Source organism: Okeania sp. SIO2F4 (assembly GCF_010672385.1).
GTDB lineage: Bacteria > Cyanobacteriota > Cyanobacteriia > Cyanobacteriales > Microcoleaceae > Trichodesmium.
This window is the reverse complement of the sequence record NZ_JAAHGT010000037.1, coordinates 1-26,055: the sequence shown is the minus strand read 5'-3', so window position 1 is coordinate 26,055 and position 26,055 is coordinate 1. Positions and strand designations below refer to the sequence as shown.

Genomic DNA, 26,055 nt, shown 5'->3' with positions numbered 1-26,055 from the left:
AAATTTATTTTGAAAATTCAACTTAACAGCCTACTTTTTCGTCCTAGGAGAAAACTGACTATATACTTTGATTGAAACTATAACGTCTTAGTTACTAGATTTTAGATCGAGCAGTGAGCGATCGCCTTCTAAGCAGACTATTACTTTCACTCAAACATCTTAGTTAAATTTTGATACTTAACTTCTGAGTGGGGTGGGTAAATACCACTTAGGGACTTCCAAATAAAAAAACATACAATTACCCGGAATTTATTGAGTAGGGAGCAGGTAGGGAAGTTACATGCAACCTACCTACTCAGTAGGCAAATTAGGCAGCGAAATAAATCAGTCTACTCAAAAATCTGATAATTTATTTTTTGCTATTCCCTTAATTTATAGTTTAGATCCACCACTCAATTTTATTGCTTTTGAAAATTCAATTTAGCATTAAACTTTTTACAACTCTCCTAAAAGACGAACATACTCTTTCGCAGTCTCTCTCCAAGTCCAATGAGAAAAGCGTGTATCTATTTCTTCAGCAGATAACCTCTTCCGAGGATTGAGAATGAATTTTTCCATACAATTTGCTAAAGCATCCACATCACCCATTGGGAAAAAATCTACCAAGTCGCTACATTTATAAATATCTACCTGCTCTCGAAAAACTTCTAAATCTGACACAATAGCAGGTATTCCTCTAACAACTGCCTCCGATAAAGCTAAACCAAAACCTTCATATTTAGAAGGAAAAACTACACAAGAAGAATTCCTATACCATTTTTCCACATCTTCATCCGAACAATATCCTAACCCCTCAAAATATTCCTGCATTATATTTTGATTATTCTGAGATATTTCCTGACATTGATGTAGATAATCAATATATTCTTGAGTGTTCTTTTGCTGAGATAAGGTGATTTTCCCCGCAATCAAATTATCTGTTTCTTTACCAATCAAAACTATTTTAAACTTCAACTTTTTTTCTGCAAGTTTAATACCTGCTTTTAACAAACTCAAGTGGTCTTTGTAAATACCAAAAGAAGAAGGTAAATAAAAAATTGGCAATTCTTCATTAGATTCAGAGGAATTTTCTCCTAAACTAAAAATCTCTCTTGAAGCATTTGATTTCGTCGGAAAACCAGAGTTAGGTATAGTTGTTATTTTGTCACTAAACTCTGGAAATATTGAGATAATGTCTTGGCGAGTTTTTTGAGAAACAGCAAAAACAATATCAACTTTTTTCAGCCATTCTAATAGGTTTAAATCATACTTTCTCACATAGGATTCTGGATAACTCAGAGGCGCAAATCTCCAAAACAAATCATGGCTTACCATTGCTAGATGAATATTTAGATTAGGAGGATTTAATAGATTGATGAGAAAGTACAAACAATGAGTAGCTTGATAATGATTAGCTAAATATTTGATACTGAATTCACTCTGATATTTACGCCGGAGACGCTTCAAAAACTTTGTAAATTTTTCCGCCTTAAAATTACCCGATAAAGATGAAAACTTATTAATCAAAGAAAGTATTCGAGATTGTAAAGATTTAGAGGGTAATGTAAATGATTCGTATTTAATTTTTGGAGATTTAGGCAACTTTTCTTGAAAATAAGGAATTTCTTTTTTCGGCAATACTAATATTATTTCTTCTACTTCTTCAAGTTCAATCAATCTTTCTATGGTTCCACAAATTACCCTTTCTACTCCACCTTGACGATAAAACTCAATAGGAACTATCAATTTCATGGTTGCTCAAAAATTTACTATAAACTAAGGTATTAACTGTTTCCTAATGTCACGCTTCGTCTACCTAATAACAAGGGTAGCATCATTTCTTGATTATACAACATCTGCCCTGGATATATAATAATTTTTTTCTGCACATTTGGCTAAATTATCAATAGCAGCGATCGCTAGCGCTAACTCTTATTTGTTGAGATTCTACTTATTTTATGCGAATCATTAGAGCTGATTTATAAAGTAAATATCAAGAGGCTGAATTTCTTGCAATAAGAGGGTCTTGGGATTTATAGTTCAATCGCACTAAATGACTGAAAGTTAGGTTATATAAGGGTTTAAGCTAACGGGACTTACACAAAAAAGTAGTAAAAAATAGGCTCAAATATAGACAGTCATAGGCTTTTACGTCGAAAAGGTATAATTCCTTTATTTCCAAGGGTTTTAGCCATTTTTAGGGCTTTGACGTAATTCCTTTGCCTAGAGTGACTTTTCCTACGGAATCCTGCGCAAACAAGCATTTTTCTGCCTATAAAATGTGTAAGTCCCACTAAGTTTATAAATCAGCTCTTAGTGTAAGAAAATAAAAATTAGTCCTAGAATAACCGCTTTTCAAATCAGTCTTACTATTTTTTATTTTTTATACTGAAAATATATAGTATTAAAAACCCAGATGTTTTTTACATGACTCAAATAGTATTGCTATATTTAATTTATATGAGAGGCATCATATTGTTCAAAATAATTTTTGACAACCTGACGAATACCAGTCATAAATTTATCAGTAGAAAAAATATCTTTTCTCTTGAGCAGAGATGCTTGAAGTTTTTGCTGTATACCTGAATCTTGGAGAATATTAGTTATTTTTTCTACAGCTTCATCTTTATTTTCAAAAAATAACTCTTGATTCTCTTCTCCAAGTATCTCCACTTGTCCTGGTGGGTTTTCTCGTTTACTCTTGACAACAGGTATTGCACCTGCTTTCATCATCTCTGCTATTGAAATACCAAATGGTTCTAGTTTGCAGTGAATACCATATCTACACTTAGATAGAATGTTAACGTAGTCTTTATAAGGTAGATTTTCACATAATTCTACCCATTCACTATTTTCTTTGGCCATTTTTGTCAATGTTCGTTTATATTTCCACCCATATATTCCTCCCCCCCCTCCTGTAATGTAGAGCTTAACATCAAACCCTTTTTGACGAACTTTTTTCAATATCTGAATAGCTTTATGAGGAGCTTTAGCTGCTGTCCATCTTCCACTACAAATAAAAGCATTTTCTTTTTGCTCCCAAGATATATTTTGAGGATCAACTAAAACAGGTGGATACACAACTTTAGAATCAACAGCATATTTATCTTTGAAGTATTTAGATACCACAAAGGAATTTGTAATTGATATATTAAGTTTGATATTCTCTAAGGAGAAGTTAGAAATTTTACCGTACAGTCCATCACAGGGAATCACATTAACCCAATGAACATATTGAATTCCTACACGACCAAAATCTACAGCATTGTAACCAGATAATAGTAAATCATATTCCTGATTATGAGCTTTTAGATAGCGTAGCAGAAGATGCATTGCTAAGATTGTTAACTTTCTATTATTCGCAAATAAGAATTTTAACGAACCCTGAGTTACTGTAGGAAAGATTAGCTTAACTTTTACTATTTCCTGAGAAAGTTGAGTTCCATACATGGAATTTAGTTTGTCAAAATCTACATCAAAAAGAGTAAATAGTGTCAGATCATATGTTTCTTTTAAAGCTTCTAATATCCACAGACAAACTGATTCTGCACCTCCACCAGAAAATAAGGGATAAAAGACAGCAACTGACTTTTTTGTAGAGACTTTTTCTAAACTATCAATACTCATTGGTTTAACGATGTTTTTTACTTAAAAATAAATATACTATTCATTAATTGATAATCAATAATGGATAATCTCCTCATTTAAAACCGTAACGGAATTGAATATAAGGCAATTTCCTAGCACTTTTTTCTCTTGAAATAGAAGACTGTAAAGCAGATTGATTAATTGTCCATTAGTAAGGTAATGTATAATTTTTTTCTAGATCATGTAAATATCTTTACGAGAGCTTTTTTCCCTTCTTGACTATTAGCTACTCCCTTTTTAATAGGACTTGGTTTCCTATTTCAAATGAAAATTATCTTCCATAGAGTTTGAAGGGGAGCTAAATTTCCATGTTGATTTAAGTTAAATAACATAAAGCTCCCTTGGTAAAGACAGGGCAAAAACTTAGATTTTTAAGTTAACTTTAGTTTACTCAAAGCCAGTATTTTGAAATCAAGTCATAGTGTCCAGCTTGCTCAAGTGGATACCATCCTTTCTCTATTTTTTCTATGATATCTGGCAAAGCTCTGATAAATTCTGGACTGCGATCTTTAGGATGAATTGTCCACGCCTTGGGAGAACTCATACTTGCTCGTACATAATTAGTTTTCTCTAACTTCATAGATACCATAATCTCCCAAGAATCCAGCTTGCCTTTACCAGTATAGTAGTTTAAGATAGTCCTTAGGCTTAGTGGTAATTGATTAAGAAACTTTTTTTTGTAAGAACGCCACAGAACTGGTAATGGCAGTAACTTATCAAAGCGTTTACGGTTAATCAGATAGACCCTACTGCTAAAAAATTTGAATTTATAAAACCCCCCTGCTTCTGGTTTTAGGGGCTTATTTTGTTGGTATATAGTACCATCCTTAGTTGGAGGTCCTGTCAATGGTCTAATTGCCATTATTTCGGGATGTTGCTCCATCAACTTCATACCTTCATCTATCCAACTATAATCTGCTTCCTGATGTAGAAGCATATCACTGTCATAATGCAATACATAATCTCCAGGTACAGATTCTATGTGAAAAATTGACCCCAAAATTGGATAACCTTTATAGTTATGAGTGGGTTTAATCGGACTACCAAAATGCTTTTGGTACATTTTTTGTTGATAAGTTTGGTCATAGTTAATATCCACAACTTTATCTACAATACCTTCACTTATCAGTGTATTACAGCAATCTCTAAGGTCACTTAGAGTTCCAATACCAGGGCGCATAACTTTATCTCCAGATAGAGGTGCTGTATCCATACACAAAACTCTTTCGATAAAATTAAAATTACTCATTCTCACTAGATGAGGAATAGTATGCATCATAAAAGGTATGTCTGTTCTTGCTACTAAGATTGATAGTGAACAGCTATTAGATAACATTAATTATACCTCCTTATTAAAATGCTGGACAGAAATATGGAAAATTTTCACTTGACATAACGCTTTCCTATTAGACTTCTCCATAAAAAGTTCTCAAACTATTACACCGCTGTTCCCAAATTGGCATTTTTGGAGATGCCTATTGCATCAGTTAGTATTTAGACAAAAAAGTAGTGGAATAAAATAAGTTCAATTATGAACAAGAAACCCTTTTTTTAAGCTTATAATATCCACAAACCAACTGATTGTGATCCTCTCCTCCACCAGAAAATAAGGGATAAAAGACAGCAACTGACTTTTTTTGTAGAGATTTTTTCTAAACTATCAATACTCATTGGTTTAACCATGGTTAATAATATGGGTATAAACTATTTATTTATCATTTTTTTCTACATTGTGTCAATATCTTTACTAGAGCTTTTTAAAGTTTAACTTTTGCGTTTATATAGTCATTCTGAATAAGACTGGGACGAGTGTTTCTTTACCTATAAAGGGTTTCAGCTAAAAAAGTGTTTCATCCTTATTTGAAATGACTATAATTATGTATGTGATATGATAATCCACATACTGGTGAGATACCAACAATCAATTTTTTTGGGAGAGAGGTTTGCTTAAGAGCTTACCCCAAAAGGTTTTCCCTAACAATAAGATTGTAGATTATTGATTTAATCATAATCAGATAACTTAAGCATTTGATATACTCGTTTAAACTAATTAATCATCAATTCATAATGTTTAGGATAGTATAGTAATGTCAAAACATTATATCTTTTTTACTAGAAGAGCTTTACCTCTACCAAATATAGCAAGCCAAGTTCAAGTAGCTCATTCCCCTAATGCTGCTGCTAACCTGGGGTACTCAACTGTATTAGCCTGTATTTCTCAAGGTCAAGATGCCTCAAACCCAGTCAAATGGTTACGTCCATTTCAACCGAAAAAAGCGGAGCCAAAATTAGTAAGAGCATACAATATTCAAGATAAATCAAAAGTAGTCAAATTACCCATACCGTGGCCTATAGATACATGGGGTGGAAAATGGACAAGTGTAAGTACAGTCGTATCAAAGTATTATTTCCGATTTCATATACTTGCTCATGCAAAAATTGTACATACTAGGGACGGGAATTTTGTGGAAGTAGCAATTAAACATGGAGTACCAGTAATCTATGAACAACACCACCACAAGGACCGCAAGTTTGACCTAAAAATTGTCAACAGTCCTCTGTTTCCAATATCAATAACTGTTGCCGATACAGTTAGAGAAAGTACGATCGAAAATGGAATGCCCGCTAATAAAATCATCAAGCTTCATAATGGTTTTAATATTGGGTTTACACAGAGGCAACCAGAAGCAGCTCAAAAGTGGCGTGAAAAACTCTTGAAAAATAATAGTCAGCATTTAGTTGTTTACTCTGGAGGATTGTATCAATTTAAAGGGATCGATATGTTAATTGATGTAGCTAAAGAACTTCCACAAATTCAATTTGCATTTGCTGGAGGTGATGAGTCACAAGTAAAAACTTATCAACAACAAGCTATAAAAAAACAAGCTAATAATGTAACTTTTTTGGGTTTCTTAGCTCAAAGTGAATTAGCTACTTTACTACAAGCAGCAGATATTCTTGCTCATCCTCACTGTATGACTCAGGCAGCAACTTTTACTTCTCCACTAAAATTTTTCGATTACCTAGCATCGGGAACTCCAATGATAGCAACTGAAATACCACCTTTGGAAGAGTTTAAGTCATCAAATGTGGTTGCAGGTTGGTGTGAACCAGATCACCCTGTTGCATTTTCCCAATGTATTCAAAAGGTTCTTTTAACTAATCCTAGAAAAGAAGAAGGATATATAAAAAGTATTGAATATGCTAAAGAGTTTTCTTGTGAAAATCGGATTAGTAAGATAATGAGTTATGTTGATGAATCTATGCGCCCAGAAAAAATATCTTGATGTCAGCACTCAGCTAAAGGAAGAAGGAAGAAGAAAGAGAGAAAGTATGAAAATTTATCTAGATTAATATCTCAAAAAATATTACATATTTAAAGTTAGGATTCGGGAGTCATAATTAATAGCTCAAATACCATTTTTTAGGTCGGAAATCCTCTTTTTTTGTCAAAAGAAAAAATAATTTTATAGGTAAAAAAAATGAGTGAAAAAATTGTTGGAATGCTGACCAGTTACCGAGGTTTAAACCAATGTGATTGGTTATGGAAACAAACTCCCCATAGTTTTGGTAAGTGGGGAAATATAATTATGGATGCAAATCATCCCCAACCAGATTTCCTCTTAATGTATCAGTTTGATTTTCCCCGTAAAACACAAAATCAAGCTAAATCATGGCGGGAATACATAAAGCATTTATATAAACCCAACAAAACAGAACCAGATATTAGAGAAAAATTGCGTGGGGTCTCCAAAGAAAAAACTATTTTTTTACTTAGAGAACCACCTTTAGATAAAGTAGTAGAATACAATAAGTTCAATTATGAACAAGCAAAAATTTATTCCAGTTATGTTTCTGGGCCAGATGATTTTGCACCAGTACCAGATTATATGCCTGCTATTTGGTATGTAGGTAATTCATTTCGAGAACTGAATGAGATGGGAGTACCAGAAAAAGTAAAAACTTGTAGTTGGATTACTTCTGGTATTAGTCGTACAATTAACCATCGTCAACGTCTGGCATTTCTAAAGTTTGTACAAGAAAGTGAGTTTGAGTTTGATTTGTATGGCCGTGGTTTACCAGATTGGGCTAAAACTTCAGGGGAAGTTCAAAATAAGTGGCACGCAATGGCTCCTTATTATTACAACCTCTCAATAGAAAATTATGCTGATAATAATTTGTATGTCAGTGAGAAATTGTGGGATGCTCTATTATGTTGGTGTTTGCCAATTTATTATGGAGGTCCAGGAGCAGATAAGTTATTGCCCCCTGGTAGTTTTTTGAGACTGCCAAGTATGGATGAAAAAGGGCTATCATACATAAAAGAGGTTACTTCTACTTCTGATGCTTGGCATGAGGCTAAAAATGCAATTGCTGAGGCTAGACAGATTATTCTTCACAAACTTAATCTACTCAATTGGTTATCTGAATTTGTCACGAAATTTTCCTAACTAGAAATTTAAGATTTATTTATGGATGGTATTTGTACTCTTGGAAATGATGTTGTTTATGACCAACTTGTGGCACTGTTAAATAGTATAGAAGCAATTCAGGGACCAGAGATGCCAGTATGTGTTTATCCCTATAATGACAATACTGAAAAAATTCAGGCTGAAATTGCTAGGAGACCAAATGTACAGTTGTATAGCGATCGCCAGTCAATTGAAAAGTGGGATAAATTTGTTCGTGATGTTTGGGATACTCACCCCACTGCTCGTCAACGTTGGAGTGAGGTAGGGAGTGAGTCTTATCATCGAATTGGTACTCATCGTCGTTATGGTGCATTTGATGGACCTTTTGACCGTTTCATTTATATGGATGCTGATACTATATTAATGTCTCCTTTGGATGTAGTTTTTCAGCAACTAAATCAAAATGATTGGGTTATTTATGATTTTCAATATAAAGATTTGACTCATGTTTATGATGTTTATTCTACTAAAATGAATGAATTATTTACCTCAGAACGTCTGGCATCTGAGGTATTTTGTTCGGGATTTTATGGTAGTAAAAAAGATATATTTGATGCCGAAAAAAGAGATTGGTTATTGAGTAAACTTCAGGATGGTGAGGCAGAAGTTTTATATCCAATGGCTCCTGACCAAACTATTCTGAATTATATGGTTATGCGGTTAAATTTGAAATTTAAGAATTTAGCTATTAGTTTGCCTCCAAATGAAAGAACAGGTAACAGTGTTACCTCTAAACATTTTGAAGAGCAAGACCATATTGTTTACGATCGTGGTAAGCGGTTAACATATCTTCATTATATTGGAGTTTCATCTAAAGCATTTGCTAAAATTTGTGCTGGAGAAAATATTGATATTCCTTATCGAGATATATTTTTATATTATCGCTATCTCCACGAACCAGAGAAAAGACCTAAGTTTATCGGGAAACCAAAACCTTATAATCCGCCACCAAGTTTAATTGATAAAATCTTCAAGAAAATTGGATTATCAAAATGAAAGGAATTTACATTGTCGCCAATGATAAGGTACTTGATAACACAATTGCTCTGCTGAAAAGTATCAGATTATATGATTCTGATACTCCAATTATGATGATTCCTTTTGATGAAAATTATCAGCAGGTAGCAGAAATAGTTACAAGTAAATATGGAGTAGAAATTTATCCAGACCTAGAATTTGTAGATAATCTTTGCAATCAACTATATAGTATTTTTGGTCAAGGCTTTTTTAACACTCCTAACAAACAAAAAAAACAAGCTTGTTGGTTCGGACCGTTCGATGAATTTCTGTATATAGATGTTGATATTGTTGTATTTGAAAAAATAGCTGATAATCTCAGATATCTGGAAGATTACGATTTTCTGTGTTGTGACTATCAATATTTAAGTGGGATTAAAAATGTCTTTACATCCAAAGTTATTGAAGATAAAATATTCACTGAAGAACAACTTAAAGATGTATTTAATAGTGGGTGGTGGGCATCAAAGAAAAACCTATTTACAGAAAATGAATTATATGAAACATTTGCCGAATGTGCTGCCCATACCGAATATTTTGACTTTTCTGAAAAAACCACAGACCAGCCAATTTTCAACTACATAGTATTAAAACATATTTCTCGGCGACTGAATCTAGTTAGACGGCCAGAAGGTAAAGGTCCCGGAAGTTGGGCAGGTAGTCCCCATTTTCAACAGGAAGGCGATCGCTTGATTGACCCTAAAGTAGGTAAACCCGTACAATATTTACATTGGGCAGGTTTTCGGATTGAACCAGGGTGCCCTTATTGGGATATTTGGGAGCATTATCGATATCTGGGCGAAGTTAAACCTACTTACCATCCACAAAAAACTGAAAAGAAAAAAAGTGTAGGGCAAAGGTTTATTGATAAAGTTAAAAATATAGCTCGGCAAATCAAGAAAAGTTAGGGTCATTTTAGTTATCAGTTATCAGTTATTAGTACCTTTGACTCAAGTCTAAAGTTAGAAATTAGAACATAAGTTACGGCAAGGTACTATATAGAACCCATTTGGTATCTTTGGAAAACTGTAGTTTTTTGGATCTTGAGTCAAGAGTGAGAGAAATAGAATAGAGGAAAAACATCCCTATTAATGTCCTCTATAGCACTATCTTCGCTACTATCCCACTCTCCTACTCCCCCCTCTCGCCAAACTTTCTTCTCTCCCCAAAATCCCAATCTATAGATCCCAAATGGCTTCTATAAAGTTAATGATCTATGAAAGTATATTACTACAAAGATTTTTTATCTCCAGTTCGGTTATTAAATGATTGGCTCATACAAAAAAAACAGGTTCAGAATTACTTCAAATCACTAAAAACTGCTCTTGTTATTTAAGTAAAACTGAAACAATAGAAAGACCTACAATTCAACTATAAGAAAAACTTGAACAATTAAAAAATAGATTTCAAAGGAGAGATGAAAAAATGAAAGAATATTGTTTTGCCACACTAGCAGTAGGGAAAGAATATCAACAACTAGCTTTGCTTTTAGCCAAAAATATTGAAATATATGCTCCTGAAACTAAATTAGTGATTTTAACTAAATAATCCCAAATATTTTGATAAGCAATCCAATGTTTTAGCTTATAAATATCAAGGTCAGAGTGTAAAAATCTATAATGACAAAAGATTAGTTTTAGAGAAAGCTTTATCTATGTATAATAGTTGTATCTTTGTAGATGCAGATATAAGAATTTCAGAAAAATTACCGGAATATCTAGAGTTTTCACCTGGAATACTTGCTTTTAGCTCATGCAGTATGATTAAATTTATGACTAAAAAAAATGATCGACCAAACATTAGAAATAAAAAATATTGGTTAAACCAAGAAATAATTACAAAAGTTGCTAATTATTGGCAAATCAACTTAGAAAAAGCCAAATTTGTTCAAGAATATTTTTTTACAGTAACTAAAAATGAAAAATTCGATGATTTTCTAAAAACATGGGAAATACTTGCTGGTTATTTTGAACTTAAAAGTATCTATGCTGGTGAAGGTAATATTATAGGATTAGCAGCAGCTAAAGCAGAATTTCCCCTTAATTATGATTACGAGAAAAGAATTAAATTTTTCAAAGACAGAGTAACCCTTGCAAAAATTCGCAAAGAACAAGAAGTTAATGAACAAGAATTACAATTTTTAAAAGAAAGAAGAAGTATTGCTTATTATCCGAATATCTTTGTAAAAATAAATAAAAGATTGAAAAAGAAGTTAGTGTTTTGGATTCGTTTATTGATTTTAAAAATTACTAATTCAGGATATCAAGAAATATATCGGTGTTTTGATGGGCAAATCAAAAACAATTAGAACTAATTTATAACGTAAATGTTAAGAGTCTGAATTCTTTTTGACAAGCTGCAAAAAGTTAGCATTTTGAGCAGACAAGATTCTCACTCCTCACACAACAACCCTCCCTCAAATTCTGCTTTTTTTCAGCAGAACCCTAAATATTTATGTGACATCCTACAAGAGAATTCACCTAAAAATTAATTTTATTAGAATTCAATCAATATTCCACTCATAAGGTTTATTTAGTTCCCCTGCGAGAGAATTAAAAATAGCCAAATTCTCCACAGATAACTCATTTTTCCAACGCAAATCTAACTTAATCTGTAAACCCAGTTCTTCATCATAACTACCGTGGATTTCTTCTATCCCTATCAATATGAAAAATGCTATAAAACAATTTAAAAGGGATTTTTATTTGTTTAATCCTTTGCTAAAAGATTTTTTTAAGGTCATTTCAACTAGTTAGCAGGGGGCAAACCGTTGCAATATTTGCACTGGGCGGGAATTAAGATTGAACCAGGATGTCCTGATTGGGATATTTGGGAGCATTATCGATATTTGGGGGAATTTAAACCAACCCACTATCCTCAAAAAACAGAGAGGAAAAAAAGTTTAGGACAAAGAATCTGGAATAAAGTAAAGAAAAGTATTAACTTTTGAAAGGAAAAACTATGAGTAATAGCACTAAAGATTTTTGTTTTTGTACTTTGGTTCTAGGTCAAAGATACCGTGAAATTGCTAAGGAATTAATTAGAGATTTGGAAAAATATTCTCCAGGCACATCATTAGTAATTTGCACAGATGAACCAGATGATTTTAGTAAATACCAAAACGTTATCGCTTTCAAGCATCAGCAACAAGGGATTTTATTTTGCTATAACGATCGACGATTCGTTTTTCAAGCAGCTTTATCATTATTCAGAGTAACTATTCATATTGATGCGGATACAAAAATTGTAGATACCATACCTGAAGATATTAAATGGAACCCCGGAATCACTGGAGGTCAAGGAAATTTAGTGCAGCACTTCAACAAATATCATTCTCACAGATTTGCAGATTTAAAAAAGGTTGCTGATAAGTTACATATTTCAGAAGAATCATTTAATAATGCCAGTTGGATAGGTGAATCCTTATATACTATAGTTCGAGATGAAGGCAGAGAAATAGAATTTTTAGAGACTTGGGGTAAAATTTCAACATATATGGAATTGAAAGGATTTCATGTAGGAGATGGAAATCTCATGGGATTAGCAGCAGCAAAAGTAGGATGGAATGTTAATAGTAGAGTTGATAGTGAAGCTTGGCAGAAGCTTGATCGAGTAAGAAAACATTGGGATGCTTCTCATAGTAGACCAAAGGCTAAATTCTGGGATAAGTTAAGCAAGAGAATAGGTTATCATTATCGTTTAAATAAAACTAGGATAATGGCTTTAAGAGATTTTAATTTTTATTATCGATGAGCAGTACAAAATCGGGTTGCTATAAACACCGAGGATAATATCAAATAGATTGAATATTTATTAGAGTTGTTGGGTGAAATGCTAGAATTGAATTATGAAAAATTTGAGTCAAAAAAATACATACAAAAATACATATATACTTAACAAATTACGACTGTGGAAGTGACAGCTAGGTTATGGTATTGATGATATATTTAGAACTATCTTATGGCAAAACAATGAGATAGTTAATCACAAAGAAATTAGAGTTGTTGGCTTGAGACGTACAGGTAATCATGCTATTATTAATTGGATGAGAAAACGGCATCATGGAGAAGTATGGCATCTTAATAAAGTTCCGGTTAAAAGAAACCCTTACCGTTTTTTATACGAACATTATCCTCAGGAAAAATTAAGAAGAGAAGCTAGTGGTGATTTTCTTAAAAAAGATTGTTTAATTTATAGTTATGAGGATTATGAACTTGAACAAATAGCTTCTCAAAGTTTTGAGAATAAACATGATATTTATCTAGGAAAAAGTGCAGTCAGGTATGATGTATTAATCCTCAGAGATCCTTTTAATTTGATGGCAAGTAGACTTAAGAAGGACTATATGACAGTCAGAAATAAAAATAAAACTATTGTTGATTTATGGATTTTTTATGCTCAAGAATACTTGGGTGAAACACAGTATTTGAAGAACAATAAAGTTGTATGTAATTAGTTACAATAAGTGGTTTGCAGATATAAATTATCGTCAGGAACTATCTTCACAGTTGAATTTAGAGTTTTCTGATGCAGGTATTAATGAAGTAAAATGGCAAGGTAGCGGGAGCTCTTTCGATGGGCTTAGTTTTCAAAGTAAAGGCTCTGAAATGAATGTTTTAGGGAGGTGGCAAGAATTTGTTAACGACCCATTATATTGCAGTTTATTGAACAATCAAGAATTAATAGACTATTCAGAGAAGATATTTGGTTATATTCCTGGTACAGAAAGTTTACCAATTGGGAAATCCTAAATATAGTTGTTATTTATCAATCAAGAAATAGAGATAAAACTTAATTGGAAGGAGAAATAACTGATGATTTATGGATAAGAATTGATTTTATTTTTGATTTTTGGATAGGTCTATTAATCATAAATATTGCTCTGCTGATTAAATCTCAAAGCACTGACAGATAGAGGTTTTAGCCTTTTTGGAGATTTTAAAAAATGCTAGGTTTTCGGTCTTACGAGCTGCAAAAAGTTAGGGTTTTGGGCAAGAGTTGGGCAAAAAAATTACTCCCCCACTCCCCTACTCCTTAAAAAGACTTCTTCAGCAAACCCTAAATATCAATTTATTTTACTTCCTACAAGGGAATTCAGCTAAAAACTAATTTTATTATAATTCAATCAATATTCCACTCATAAGGTTTATTCAGTTCCTCTGCTAGAGAATTAAAGGTTGCTAAATTCTCCGCAGATAACTCATTTTTCCACCGCAAATCTAACTTAATTTGGAAACCCTGTTATTCATAATAACTGCTGTGAATTTCTTCCACTCCTTTTTGTTTTAAACCTCTATATTTTCTGATTAAAGCATTAGTACCTCGACTGCCAACAATATGATGGTGTTCGTGTTTCTAAAACTCAACCATATCGGGGCAAAATTCTATTCCTAAAAACCGACAGATATTAGTTAATACTTATTCTGGTTTACTCGCTAACTCTTCATAACGAACAAGCATTTTTTGACCTCCAGAAAAATTGTCATAAAAATCTTGCTGTTCTTTAAATAGTCTTACCCACTTTTGACTAATTTCCGATCTAGTCTTATCTGGATAAATTCTCGAATATGAATTAACTACTGCTCTACCATCTCTAACCATCCGAATTACATAAGGATAGATCGCACCCTTTTGAAACTCCCTATTTTTCAATTGCTGGGAAACCTACGGAAAATATTTACTCGAATCAACCAATATTTGAGTTTTTGTTTTCTCAAAAAGAATAGTATATGGGTTAAGAATATTATCCTTCCCTACTAACCCTCTGACAAATCTTTCAATCTTCAAAGGAATATATTTGTTTAATCTATGATTACTAATTCCAGCAGCAAATCTCTTCAACTCTGCTTCGTCAAAATTATCTATCCAAAACCTACTTTCTTCTAAAGCAGCTAAATTTCTTTTTCCTTTCTTTACGAATTTGGGCAACTTACTAATTTCTCCCAAAGAAAAAGTTTGGGGATGACTACCTAGCATTAAATCTAATAAAGTCGAACCAGAACGACCTATCCCAAAAATAAAAATGACTTTTTTGTGATCCATAAGTTAATTGCCAAATAATTGATTATCTCTGAAGGAAATTAACACCTACAATGACTTTACCCATTCCCATTCTCTTTGCAACCCCTCTTTCAAAGAAACTTGAGGTTGATAACCCAAAATTTTCTGCGCCTTAGAAACATCAGCACTGGTATGACGAGCATCTCCCCTAGCTTTTTCCACAAAATTTTTCTTAATTGGACGTCCTACTATTTCCTCCATCATATTAATAACTTCTGCTAATACTACCCGACTACCCCCACCTATATTAAATACCTCACCCACTGCTTCCGGTACTGTACCTGCTGCTAAGTTAGCTGCTATTGCATCACTCACAAAAGTAAAGTCTCTAGTTTGCTGACCATCCCCATAAATAGAAATTGGTTCATCTTGCAAAATCCACTTAAAAAATTTATGAAAGGCCATATCAGGTCTTTGGCGAGGACCGTACACTGTAAAGTAGCGCAAATATACACAGGGTACACCAAAATTCTGATGATACAGCTTACCTAATCGTTCTGCTGCTAACTTAGTAATTCCATAAGGGGATACTGGTTGAGGACAAATAGTCTCAGGAGTGGGAAAAGTTTCAGCATTACCATATACAGAGGAAGTAGAAGCATAAACTAACCTTTTCAAGTTGGGCGCATCTTTAGCAGCTTCTAAAATTATTTGAGTAGCATTTATATTACGTTCTGTATAAGCACGAAAACCTTCACCCCAACTAGCACGAACACCTGCTTGGGCAGCTTGGTGATAAACTATATCTACATCTGTCAGTAACTCTGACCAATTTAAAGATTGAATATCATTTTCTATCAATTGAAAAGCGGAATGGTCTTTAAATTGAGAAATATTCTGACGCTTCAAAGCAGGGTCATAGTAATCATTAAATTGATCGATGCCTATTACTTTTTCTCCTTGATTTAAAAGAGTTTCTGCTAAATGAGAGCCAATAAATCCACCTACTCCTGTTACGATAATATTACTCATTTTTTTTTGCTATATCTATATTATTAGATTGACTATTTCTTGAAATTAATAGGGAGTATAGCTGAAGTTAGAAGTCAGAAGTTAAATTCGTAGCACGGACTAATATTTGAGATCGGCAAGAATGTTATAACCGCCCTGACAACTGCTATATATATGTTCAAATCTCGATTGGAAAATTTCAATTTTCTTCCTTGATACCCCGTTCCATCTTATCTAAAATTTTAGTAAGCTGAATCCAGACAACTAAGCCAGTTCCTAGAGTTAAAGGCAAACAAATAGAATAAGCAACTAAATTAGTAAATCCAAATAACTGTAAACTTGAGGATAAAAAAATTAATGCACCACTAGCAGTACCTAAATAAGGAATTTGTAATGTTAATCCTCTCATAGTTTCTATGTTGCAAGTAGCAGGATTTTCTGACCAATCTTGAACCAGTTGCTTAATTAATTTAGCAAATACTACTCCCGAAGATAAACTCATCAACAAACCAACTGCAATTAAAATATAGGGAGGTTGAGGCAGATTATACACAAAAAAATACTTCCTTGATTGATACTTTTTATCTTCTAAAGTAGGTTGGTTAAACTAAGCTTTTTCCTGCTCCGCATAGCTTCTGTTTTTCATATCGTGGTAATGCGTAGCATTTAATAGGAAAGCTTTTCCAAAGGAGCAACCCAACTTGGATAAACCAGTTTTTGTTGGGTTTCCTTCGTCAATCCAACCTACAAATATTATGCTTGAGTAATGCTAAGTCGATATTACATAATTATTCATCCAAGAAAAACTGTTTTGCTTTTAGTCATAATTTGACTTTACCAGAATTAACTAATTAATTTTGACCTTTAATTCAGTAATATCAAGACATCAATTAATTAATTTTCTTTTTGCTCAATAATAATTAAAGTATAATACTCGTTTAATTATTCACTAACAGGAGATTTTAGGGAAAAATTATGACGACTTATTCCTTATTTTCCTAGTGATTTGCAAAATATACTATTCAATTCTGACTGCTGTACAATACCTACCAAATTCTGGCAAAACCATGAAAAACATGGCAATCAAAAGTTTTCAAGCTTGCTTCCTGCTGCAACCAGGGAGGTGGGCCTATTCCAGTCTACAGACTTAACTTCGGGTAGACCCACCCTAAAAAATTGATTAACTTCCCCTTTATCTATTATTGCCTGAAATTGCCAGGGATTTTAATACCAGCAATCAGCTCCTGAGTCCTAACTCCTTGCTTGAGAATTTGTCATTGCCATTACAGAAGGTAAAATTGCCGCAGCTCTGTCTGTGGAAAATTCTGCTAGAGCACCCAGGGCAAGATTAAACAAACGACTTGGTTGAAGGTCATCTTGAATTAAACCCCACAGACGACTAACCTCTTCTGTGTGAATCCGATCGTCTTCTACCATTGCTAGTATCAATTGTTTTCGGAGAAATTCACCCTCTTCGCTCAAAAGATATTGTAAACCTAATTGGGCAGTAGGTAGTATATCAAAATTTTGATCTGTCCGAGCTATACCAATTAAATTTTCTAGCCTTTGCCACTGAAACTTTCCATCTTTAAATAATACTTCAATCAACCGACGACGTAATGCTGGGGACTCACCTTTTAATAACCTTCTTGCCACATAAGGATAAGCTACATCTACAATTCTAAAATCTGGATTTAGGGAAAGAGCTAAACCCTCTTCGGTAACTAGAGAACGAATAATCAGAGCAAACTTAGCAGGTACTCGGAAAGGGTAATCATACATTAATTCCGAGAACTTATCTGTAATTGTCTTAAAGTTAAAATCCTTGACTTTCTCGCCCAGAACATCTCCCAGTACAATTTCCAGAGCTGGTATGATTGGCTGAATATTCACATCCGGTGCAAGAAACCCAAGCTTGACAAAATCTTTAGCCAACTCCTGATAATCTTTATTAATCAAATGAATTACTGAGTCAACCAAATTTTCTTTAGTTTCCTGCTCCAGTTGATCCATCATGCCAAAATCAATGTAGGCCATTCGACCATCTGTTAAGGCAAATAAGTTGCCAGGATGAGGATCTGCATGAAAAAAGCCAAACTCTAGTAACTGACGTAAACCGCTAGTTACACCTACTGTAATTAGAGTATCAGTATCAAGACCTGCTGCTTGAACTCTTTCCGTATCTAATAATTTAATACCATCAATCCATTCCAAGGTCAAAACATGGATAGTAGTATAACGCCAATATATTGATGGTACTTTCACACTTGGGTCATCAGCAAAATAGGTCGCAAATCTTTCTGCATTACGCCCTTCATTTATATAGTCAATCTCTTCAAATAGCTTTGTGCCAAATTCATCTACGATTAGGGATAGATCGTGGCCGAGATTCAGAGGCAACCACGGAGCTAACCAACTTGCTGCCCAACGCATTAAGAATAAATCAAGAGTTATGATGGGTAGTAGGTTGGGTCTTTGAACTTTTATTGCTACATTTTCGCCACTCTGAAGTTTTGCCTGATAAACTTGACCCAGACTAGCTGCTGCAACTGGTCTGGGAGAGATTTCGCTATATATATTGTTGATGTTTTGGCCTAATTCTGTCTCAATAATTGAGATGGCTGTCTTGTTGTCAAAAGGTGCTAACTGGTCTTGTAATTTTATTAGTTCTTCTAAGAAGTCTTTCCGAATTAAGTCGGGTCTTGTGGATAGTGCCTGACCTACTTTAATAAATGTTGGTCCTAAGCGAGTTAGTATTTTTCGCAGTTGAGTCGCTCGTTCGGGAGTATCTTCTACTTTTTGATATCGCCATTTGTCCCACAAAACTCCCAAAAGAAAACTAGCAAAAGAAAAAACTATAACCAGAAATCTCCAGATTACTAACCAAAGACGGTAATGGTAATATTCAGCGATCGCTTCTGGATCGTACCGTCTATTTGAACTCAAGTGATTTTCACCCACTTTTAATATTTTCCTCTTAAATTTTATATTTTTTATTTATCGTTCTTATAAGCTGAAGGTGTAATGGATAATTAATAATTAATAATTAATAATTAATAATTTAGAGAGAGTTTTCATTATCCATTATCCATTGTTCATTATCAATTAATGAACACCTTTTTCAATGGTTTGAGTTAAATATGACTTACGGCTTTTTTAGGCTTCAACACTACACATAGTGTGGCACTATAGTTTTGATTTACTATATATAGGGTTTTTGCATAAGCCATCTGAAAAAAGGGGAGGGTGTTTCACCACACAAATAAATAAAGGGTAATTGTTACTCTTCTGTACTTAGTTATATTTCTCGAGCTGAAATTTTTCCTTCATCTTTTTCTTGTGTATTGCTCCCTTTTTCTACTTAACTAATGGCAGATTTTCAGTAATTCAGAAGGTATATAAAGTTTGACCCTTGCTGTCTTACATTAACTTTTTTTTATTTTCATTAAGTATAGTATACAAAACTACAAATTTCCCAAAGAAATTTTAAAGAAATATTAAAGTCTAAACTATTATCAAAATAATTTGGTCGCGCCACCCCACCTTTTAAGGTAAAATCCTTTTGGATAGTTGCTCAAAATGCCCGTTACAAAAACAATTTCTCTAACTCGCCAATCCGACGCCTCCCCTATCTGACTTCTGAGTTTGTTTTGTTAAAGTTGTTGTAAACAATCTTTCAAAGCAAATATAACTTGTTCTTGTTGTGACTGAGAAAGTTCAGGAAACATAGGCAAGGACAAAACCTGATGGCAAATTTGTTCTACAATTGGCAACTGACGGTATGCTAAAGATTTGTAAACAGGCTGTAAATGTAAAGGTGTGGGATAGTAGATTGCTGAACCTATTCCCTTGTTTTGTAGCTGAATACGAACCCAATCGCGCAGAGAACTAGAAAAATGAGACTTTGCTGTAGCTTCTAAATCTTGACTTTTAAGCATAATTGTGTATTGATTCCAAACACATTTACCTCCAGGTAACTCTTGAGGAGGAACTACAGCAGTTATGCCACTAAGAAATTTATGGTAAATATCTGCTGAGTCACGACGTTGCTGATTCCAAATATCTAGATAACGTAACTTAACTTGCAGAATTGCAGCTTGTATGGTATCGAGACGACTGTTAATACCGATGTGTTCATAAAAATATTTGGCAGACTGTCCATGATTTTTGAGTATCCGCACTTGAGTAGCGATCGCCGGATTATTTGTGGTCAGAGCACCTCCATCTCCAAAAGCTCCTAAATTTTTAGTAGGAAAAAAACTAAAACAACCAATATCACCAAAAGTTCCGACTTTTTGGTTCTGCCATTCTGCTCCGGTAGCTTGGGCACAGTCTTCTATGACTATTAAGTTATACTGGCGAGCGATCGCCATCAACCTGGTCATATCTACAGGTTGACCAAATAAATGTACTGGTAAAATAGCTTTTGTTTTTTCAGTTATAGCTGCTTCAAGTTGTTGAATATCTAAGTTAAAAGTCTGGGGGTCAATATCGATAAAAATTGGAGTTGCTCCTACTGCACTAATTACTTCAGCAGTAGCAAAAAAAGTGAAAGGAGTAGTAATTACTTCATCTCCAAGTCCAATATTTACAGCTCGCAAAGCTAGAAATAGAGCATCAGTGCCAGAATTACAAGATACACAATGAGGTACGTTTATATAGTTAGCAAATTGTTGTTCAAAGTCATCAACAATAGAACCACCAATGTAGCGACCAGAAGCAAGTACCTCTTGAACTTTGGTGTTTATCTCTTCACCAATAATTTTATACTGTTGTGTCAAATCTAGGGGAGGAATATGAGTCATATTAAGAGTAATAAATTAAAAGGATATAAAAGGCTAGTAAAAATTATTGATATGATAAACGGCTCCAAGCAAAGGAGCTACTGTTATAGAAGTTTTCAGTATAAATGGAACACAGACTAAATAGTGTAGGGAGATTTGATGGAATTTCCCTACTGTGGTCTAATAAAGTGAAAAATCCCGTAAAGTAATTTTTATAAAAATAATAAATATAAATCTTGCCACAATCTAAAGATAGATTTTTTTTAAATTAAGCTCAGAGAAATTTTTCTTAATTTACGACTTTTGGTAGTAACATAACTAACCTTGACTTTAGTAAGTTTATATATAGAAAGATTAGTCAAAAAAATTATTGGTTATTGGTGATTTAATTAAAATTTGGAATTGCCAGCAATAATTAATCCTAATCTTGTTAATAAATACACTAAAAAAATTATTTAGAGGGATACTTATGTCAACATATTCTGCGATTAAGGTTCAAAACAAAGAAAGTGGAAAAGAGCAAAAAGTTTATTGGGAAGAAGTAAAATATTACTACAACGACAAGATGATTGAAAGTATACAGAAAAGATGTCGCGATCATCTTGGTGGATTAATGTGGGAAGCCATGTCCGACACTTATCAGTCAAATCTGCAAAATCCTCCTGAACTTGGTGTAAATTATGATGAAATGAGTGATGCTTCTAGCTAGTATCAAGATTCATATTATGCCAGAGCTTTATTAGCTTCAGTGACTTTAATTAACTAATAATAGCTAAATCATTTCTTTCCAAGGAACTCAAATATAGATTAACATAAATTAGTAAAACCTCACTAGAAATTAATTCTTCTAGTGAGGTTTGTTAGTATTATTGCTAATGTATAATTGAAGTTTAAAAAATAAATATGATTCAATTAACAATTACTGATATAGCTATGGCTTTAGGACTGATTGCTATAGCTATTGCTCTCTCAGCTTGGCAAAAATTAGGATTAGAATGGCAATTATTAATAGCTACAGTTCGTACTATTGTACAGTTAATATTTGTTGGCTATATATTAGCAATAGTATTTACAACTAAACAGCCTTGGTTGGTGATAGCTATTATCTCTGTTATGTTAACAGTTGCTTCTCTAGTTGCTAGGAATAGAATTAGTCAAAAAATACCTCGGTTATTACCTTTAGTTTGGGGTTCGATTTTAACCAGTACAACTTTAAGTATTAGTTATACAAATTTATTGGTTATTAAACCTGAAACTTGGTATGAACCTCAATATTTAATTCCTTTAGTGGGAATTGTATTAGGAAATGCGATGAATGGAGCAGCGATCGCTGGAGAAAGACTTGTCAGTACAATTAATTCTAATTCCATAGAAATTGAAACTTATTTAAGTTTAGGAGCTACACCCCAACAGGCAGTTGCTAAATATAGAAAAGATGCTATTCGTGCTGCATTAATACCTAATTTAAACCAGATGAGTGTAATTGGAATTGTCACCCTTCCTGGAATTGTTACTGGTCAGTTATTAAGTGGTGTTAATCCTCTGGATGCTGTGGCATATCAAATGTTAATTATGTTTCTTTTGGCTTTTGCAAATTTGGTGACAAGTTTATTAGTTACTTATGGTTTATGTCGGCAATTTTTTAATCAGGATGCACAACTCAAAAATTTATAAAGGTTGATTATAGCAATTCCTATCTTTAGAGTGAGATACAAAATTCATTTTTTCAGGGAGTAGGGAGTAGGGAGTAGGGAATAGTAATTCGGGTTCGGTGGGAATAGCGATGCGACCCCGCGGGGTGCGACAGACACCAAAGGAGTAGGCAGTAGGAAATTGGGGAAACTTTACTTTTGATTTTCCCATATTTCTCAAGTAAGATTTCCCCTAGCTACTAAAAAAAATTTAATGTAGCAGTATTCATTTAGGGAGTAGGGAGTAGGGAGTAGGGAGTAGTAATTCGGGTTCGGTGGGAATAGCGGTGCGACCCCGCGGGGTGCGACAGACACCAAAGGATTAGGCAGCAGGAAATTGGGGAAACTTTACTTTTGATTTTCCCATATTTCTCAAGTAAGATTTCCCCTAGCTACTAAAAAAATTTAATGTAGCAGTATTCATTGAAGTTGGTATAATTTAAAATTAATCAATGACAATATTTATCCATGACCAATTTATCAAACACTATTTAATAGAATTATTATCTAACATAATTATTATCTAACAGAGGTCAGGTAGAAACAAGTAAAGATATATCTAGAGAAATAAGACAAGCTAACGTTTCTTTTATCCCATATGCTCATACTCCTGAGAATTTATTAAACTTAGGTCTACTAGAAAAAATTACTGCCAATGTCTCTATCATCGAACCATTTAGTAATTCAGTTACTTCTAGATAAATTCGTATTTATTTGAAAAAATTATATTATATTTGTGGAAATTTAGAACTATAAATTAATTAAAAAAAATCAGAAAACTAATTAAATCAGTTTACCTCTATTATGGATAATTACACTAACTATTTCACAGGCAATAATTTCGGGAGTTAATTCTGTGAATGATGCAGAATATAGTTTTCCTGGTATTTACACTCTAGGAAATATATTGAGAACCAAAATAGTAGCAGTTCATCAATTACAAAAAAGTTCGGTTTCTTATTTCTCTTTTGACCTTTTGGCCAACCGGGGGATTTTCCTCGGAGTTTGGGTAAACAGGTCGGTGTTCCAATCTCCAATGAAACTTCACTCCAAGCACTAGCAGTGCTTCCGGGGGAGAATTGGACTTGAGGTTTAAGCCCACGGTAAAAGACTATCCATAATATTTTCACGAGCCAACCATAACTGCCAAGTCATCAAAGGCATTAATTGACTCCACTTATCACATTCTTCTTTTTTTTAAATCTATTGAAGAATTGGAAAGTTTGTTGCATAGGGTTTTAAATGAGGGTGAATTAAAAATCAACTGGGAACGAAAAATTAAAAATAAGGGTGGTGCTGTTATCCGAAGTTAAATGCTGAACAGCTTAGAATGGATAAATAGTCAATAGACCTCTGGTGGAAAAGAGGGAACAGGGAACATATAACAGGCAATAGTGAGAAGTAATTGATAATTTCTGGATAAGAATTGATTCTATTTTTAATTTTCACGCCTATGTCTAATAGAATGGATAAATAGTCTCCACATGAACATCTTGCTCTGGAACCAAATCAAGACCTGGTGATAACTGAGCAAATTGTATATCTTTCAAAAACAGAGCACCCGTCTCGGAGTTGTAGGAGACATCGTTAACTGACACTCCGTTGTTCAAAGAAATTATCTCGATGTTCGGGTCAAAATTTATATTCTCAAGATCAATATCTATTTTATTAAGCTTAAAATCAGAGAAATCAATTGATTGATTGAAATCCTTATTAGAGGAATCTACATTAGAATTCGTGAGGGGAGCTACAGCTTGTACATCTGTCGCAGTTGTAAGATTTGAGGAATCTACATCAGAATTCGTGAGAGAATCTACAGCTTGTACATCTGTCGCAATCGTTGCTTCTTCTACTGTCAAAGCTGAATTTACCGCAATAGATGAGACAAATTCTGCAACCGCGACAACTGGCTCGATGATGACGGGTTCAGGTTCATAAACAGGAAAGTGTTTAACATAATTGATTTCAATTTTATCCCCTTCATCGGGATTAAAGTCCTCAATCACACTAATCTTTTCTGGGGTAGTTGTAGTTCGAGAAGAGATTGTAAACGCGAAAGTATCGGCTCCATCGCCACCTTCAGCAAAATCGGAGCTGATTTCTAATCGATCATTACCCTCTCCGCCAAACAGCCAATCTGTATTTATACCTCCATTGAGGGTATCATTTCCAGGACCACCTCTAAGGGTATCTTCACTATATAATCCATTTATTCGATCATCGCCTTCTTCTCCATAGTAGGTTTTTTTGCCATCCTGACCCGGATAAATAAAGTCATTTCCTGTACCGCCGTAGATGGTGTCTTCACCACTTCCACCTCCTAAAACATCATCACCACCATTCCCAAAGATCAGGTCATCACCAGCTCGACCACGGATTCTGTCCCGGTCATCTCCCCCGTTGAGTGTATCATTATCATTTGTACCCTCAATATCGTTAAACATGGTTCGATAAATGTTTGCCATTACGATTTTTGTTTAGCCTCTATTCGTTAACTCTATTTAGAGTATGATATTCACTAGAGTTAGTGTCGCCAATTTGGCAGAAATATGATTTTTTGATTCTCATTTTTTCCTTTAAATATTTCAAGCAATTATTGATGAAGCGATTTAAAAATATTCAAGTTACTGTCATGATGACGAGACTTTGACTAAAACTCGACCTTGAATTTGACCTTGAAGAATTGACTGAATTTTTTGAGGTAACTCCGTCAATGAAATTGTCGAGGCTAATTCACTGAAATGTTAATGTTGAGGCTTCCACGTGGTTGGGAGTTTTGACCAAATTTCGAGACGTTGAGACATCGGACATTTGAAAAAATAACCCTAATTTTTCTTCAAATCTTTAAATACCGAAAAATAAACTTTATTAGGGAACAGGGAACATAGGGAAATTTGACAGGCACTTTCAACATAGAAGAAAAACATTTTTAGATCAAATCCAGTTATCAAAAGTACCTTTTTTAAAATTCCTGTCTAATCCTTCTGCCTTCAGCATTAAATGTATTACCTTGATAGTAAAGCTTCTTTATCAACCGAATTTAGTATTATTATGATTAATTTATGGGACTTGATATAACCTGTTTTTGTAATAAGATAAATTTGGATAAAGTTTAATAACATTTTGATAATAAGTGAAAGCTTCATCTAATTTTCCTTGTTTCTCTAACACTGCTCCTAAGTGATAATGACTCCAGGGAAAATCGGGTTTTATTTTAATAGCTTGATGGTAAGCTTCTACTGCTTCTCTATAGCGATTATTTTCTCTAAAAATATCACCTAGTGTATGATAATAAGCTCAAGATTTTTTGGTATTAATTCCAATTACTTGAGCATAAGCAATCAAATCTTCGTCTAATTTTCCTTGCTTTTGTAGTTGATATCCCATTTGATTGTAATATTCTTGAGTATAATTTTGTGGTAAGCATTCAGCTATCAGCTATTAGCTATCAGC

The 26,055-nt window shown here is 33.6% G+C and carries 24 protein-coding genes and 1 pseudogene; 12 read left to right on the top strand and 13 right to left on the bottom strand.

Annotated elements, in window-relative coordinates:
* Positions 1–280 precede the first annotated feature (280 nt).
* A complete protein-coding gene (locus F6K22_RS04440; protein WP_293093777.1) occupies positions 281–424 on the top strand; it encodes a hypothetical protein in 144 nt (47 codons plus the stop codon).
* A gap of 11 nt (positions 425–435) precedes the next feature.
* On the opposite strand, the gene F6K22_RS04435 is transcribed toward F6K22_RS04440, so the two are convergent.
* From F6K22_RS04435 to F6K22_RS04425, 3 genes are all read right to left on the bottom strand, one after another.
* Positions 436–1,731 (bottom strand): glycosyltransferase, encoded by a 1,296-nt coding sequence (locus F6K22_RS04435; RefSeq protein WP_293093774.1) that lies wholly within the window; start codon positions 1,729–1,731, stop codon positions 436–438.
* A 699-nt stretch (positions 1,732–2,430) separates the two neighbouring features.
* Positions 2,431–3,606 (bottom strand): glycosyltransferase, encoded by a 1,176-nt coding sequence (locus F6K22_RS04430; protein ID WP_293093771.1) that lies wholly within the window; start codon positions 3,604–3,606, stop codon positions 2,431–2,433.
* Between the two features lie 412 nt (positions 3,607–4,018).
* Positions 4,019–4,963 (bottom strand): hypothetical protein, encoded by a 945-nt coding sequence (locus tag F6K22_RS04425; RefSeq protein ID WP_293093768.1) that lies wholly within the window; start codon positions 4,961–4,963, stop codon positions 4,019–4,021.
* A gap of 751 nt (positions 4,964–5,714) precedes the next feature.
* On the opposite strand from F6K22_RS04425, the gene F6K22_RS04420 reads away from it, so the two are divergent.
* From F6K22_RS04420 to F6K22_RS04395, 6 genes are all read left to right on the top strand, one after another.
* On the top strand, positions 5,715–6,914 hold the full coding sequence (locus F6K22_RS04420) for a glycosyltransferase family 4 protein (RefSeq protein ID WP_293093765.1): 1,200 nt from the start codon (positions 5,715–5,717) through the stop codon (positions 6,912–6,914).
* Between the two features lie 195 nt (positions 6,915–7,109).
* Positions 7,110–8,078, top strand: coding sequence for a glycosyltransferase family 10 domain-containing protein (locus tag F6K22_RS04415; protein ID WP_293093762.1), 969 nt, complete (start codon positions 7,110–7,112; stop codon positions 8,076–8,078).
* Positions 8,079–8,099: 21 nt separating this feature from the next.
* Positions 8,100–9,095: an Npun_R2821/Npun_R2822 family protein gene (locus tag F6K22_RS04410; protein ID WP_293093759.1), complete on the top strand. Its 996-nt coding sequence runs from the start codon at positions 8,100–8,102 to the stop codon at positions 9,093–9,095.
* Positions 9,092–10,024: an Npun_R2821/Npun_R2822 family protein gene (locus F6K22_RS04405; protein WP_293093756.1), complete on the top strand. Its 933-nt coding sequence runs from the start codon at positions 9,092–9,094 to the stop codon at positions 10,022–10,024. The genes F6K22_RS04410 and F6K22_RS04405 overlap by 4 nt, the downstream gene beginning before the upstream one ends.
* 517 nt (positions 10,025–10,541) lie before the next feature.
* Positions 10,542–10,664, top strand: coding sequence for a hypothetical protein (locus F6K22_RS04400; RefSeq protein ID WP_293093753.1), 123 nt, complete (start codon positions 10,542–10,544; stop codon positions 10,662–10,664).
* A 106-nt stretch (positions 10,665–10,770) separates the two neighbouring features.
* Positions 10,771–11,424 (top strand): hypothetical protein, encoded by a 654-nt coding sequence (locus F6K22_RS04395; protein ID WP_293093750.1) that lies wholly within the window; start codon positions 10,771–10,773, stop codon positions 11,422–11,424.
* A gap of 195 nt (positions 11,425–11,619) precedes the next feature.
* Here the strand turns inward: F6K22_RS04395 and F6K22_RS04390 are convergent, their stop codons facing one another.
* A complete protein-coding gene (locus F6K22_RS04390) occupies positions 11,620–11,781 on the bottom strand; it encodes a hypothetical protein (protein WP_293093748.1) in 162 nt (53 codons plus the stop codon).
* 296 nt (positions 11,782–12,077) lie between these two features.
* On the opposite strand from F6K22_RS04390, the gene F6K22_RS04385 reads away from it, so the two are divergent.
* From F6K22_RS04385 to F6K22_RS04375, 3 genes are all read left to right on the top strand, one after another.
* The gene (locus F6K22_RS04385) at positions 12,078–12,869 is read left to right on the top strand and encodes a hypothetical protein (protein ID WP_293093746.1); all 792 of its coding nucleotides are present in this window, start codon (positions 12,078–12,080) and stop codon (positions 12,867–12,869) included.
* 256 nt (positions 12,870–13,125) lie between these two features.
* Entirely contained in the window at positions 13,126–13,572 is a 447-nt protein-coding gene (locus F6K22_RS04380; RefSeq protein ID WP_293093744.1) for a hypothetical protein, read from the top strand.
* Positions 13,559–13,867, top strand: a complete 309-nt coding sequence (locus F6K22_RS04375) for a hypothetical protein (RefSeq protein WP_293093742.1) — start codon at positions 13,559–13,561, stop codon at positions 13,865–13,867. The genes F6K22_RS04380 and F6K22_RS04375 overlap by 14 nt, the downstream gene beginning before the upstream one ends.
* A 667-nt stretch (positions 13,868–14,534) precedes the next feature.
* Here F6K22_RS04375 and F6K22_RS04370 read toward each other — a convergent pair.
* From F6K22_RS04370 to F6K22_RS04345, 6 genes are all read right to left on the bottom strand, one after another.
* Complete coding sequence (locus tag F6K22_RS04370; RefSeq protein WP_293093739.1) at positions 14,535–14,768, bottom strand: sulfotransferase family protein; 234 nt, start codon at positions 14,766–14,768, stop codon at positions 14,535–14,537.
* Between the two features lie 12 nt (positions 14,769–14,780).
* The gene (locus F6K22_RS04365; RefSeq protein WP_293093737.1) at positions 14,781–15,158 is read right to left on the bottom strand and encodes a sulfotransferase; all 378 of its coding nucleotides are present in this window, start codon (positions 15,156–15,158) and stop codon (positions 14,781–14,783) included.
* Positions 15,159–15,203: 45 nt separating this feature from the next.
* The gene (locus F6K22_RS04360; RefSeq protein WP_293093735.1) at positions 15,204–16,148 is read right to left on the bottom strand and encodes an NAD-dependent epimerase/dehydratase family protein; all 945 of its coding nucleotides are present in this window, start codon (positions 16,146–16,148) and stop codon (positions 15,204–15,206) included.
* 178 nt (positions 16,149–16,326) lie between these two features.
* Positions 16,327–16,680 (bottom strand): hypothetical protein, encoded by a 354-nt coding sequence (locus F6K22_RS04355; RefSeq protein WP_293093733.1) that lies wholly within the window; start codon positions 16,678–16,680, stop codon positions 16,327–16,329.
* A gap of 698 nt (positions 16,681–17,378) precedes the next feature.
* Positions 17,379–19,088: an ABC1 kinase family protein gene (locus tag F6K22_RS04350; RefSeq protein ID WP_293093731.1), complete on the bottom strand. Its 1,710-nt coding sequence runs from the start codon at positions 19,086–19,088 to the stop codon at positions 17,379–17,381.
* Between the two features lie 692 nt (positions 19,089–19,780).
* Positions 19,781–20,932 carry a DegT/DnrJ/EryC1/StrS family aminotransferase gene (locus F6K22_RS04345; RefSeq protein ID WP_293093729.1) on the bottom strand — a complete coding sequence of 384 codons (1,152 nt, stop codon included), beginning with the start codon at positions 20,930–20,932 and terminating at the stop codon, positions 19,781–19,783.
* 448 nt (positions 20,933–21,380) lie between these two features.
* Between F6K22_RS04345 and F6K22_RS04340 the strand changes: the two genes are divergently transcribed.
* Positions 21,381–21,620, top strand: a complete 240-nt coding sequence (locus F6K22_RS04340) for a hypothetical protein (protein ID WP_293093727.1) — start codon at positions 21,381–21,383, stop codon at positions 21,618–21,620.
* 194 nt (positions 21,621–21,814) lie between these two features.
* The gene (locus F6K22_RS04335; RefSeq protein ID WP_293093725.1) at positions 21,815–22,585 is read left to right on the top strand and encodes an ABC transporter permease; all 771 of its coding nucleotides are present in this window, start codon (positions 21,815–21,817) and stop codon (positions 22,583–22,585) included.
* Here F6K22_RS04335 and F6K22_RS04330 read toward each other — a convergent pair.
* The 3 genes and pseudogenes from F6K22_RS04330 to F6K22_RS41720 form a co-directional block, all read right to left on the bottom strand.
* Positions 22,580–22,774: a hypothetical protein gene (locus F6K22_RS04330; protein WP_293093723.1), complete on the bottom strand. Its 195-nt coding sequence runs from the start codon at positions 22,772–22,774 to the stop codon at positions 22,580–22,582. The two genes, F6K22_RS04335 and F6K22_RS04330, sit on opposite strands and share 6 nt — an antisense overlap.
* 1,285 nt (positions 22,775–24,059) lie before the next feature.
* Entirely contained in the window at positions 24,060–25,067 is a 1,008-nt protein-coding gene (locus F6K22_RS04325) for a calcium-binding protein (RefSeq protein ID WP_293093721.1), read from the bottom strand.
* A 595-nt stretch (positions 25,068–25,662) separates the two neighbouring features.
* Positions 25,663–25,884, bottom strand: a pseudogene (locus F6K22_RS41720) (tetratricopeptide repeat protein); the annotation flags it as partial.
* Between the last annotated feature and the right edge of the window lie 171 nt (positions 25,885–26,055).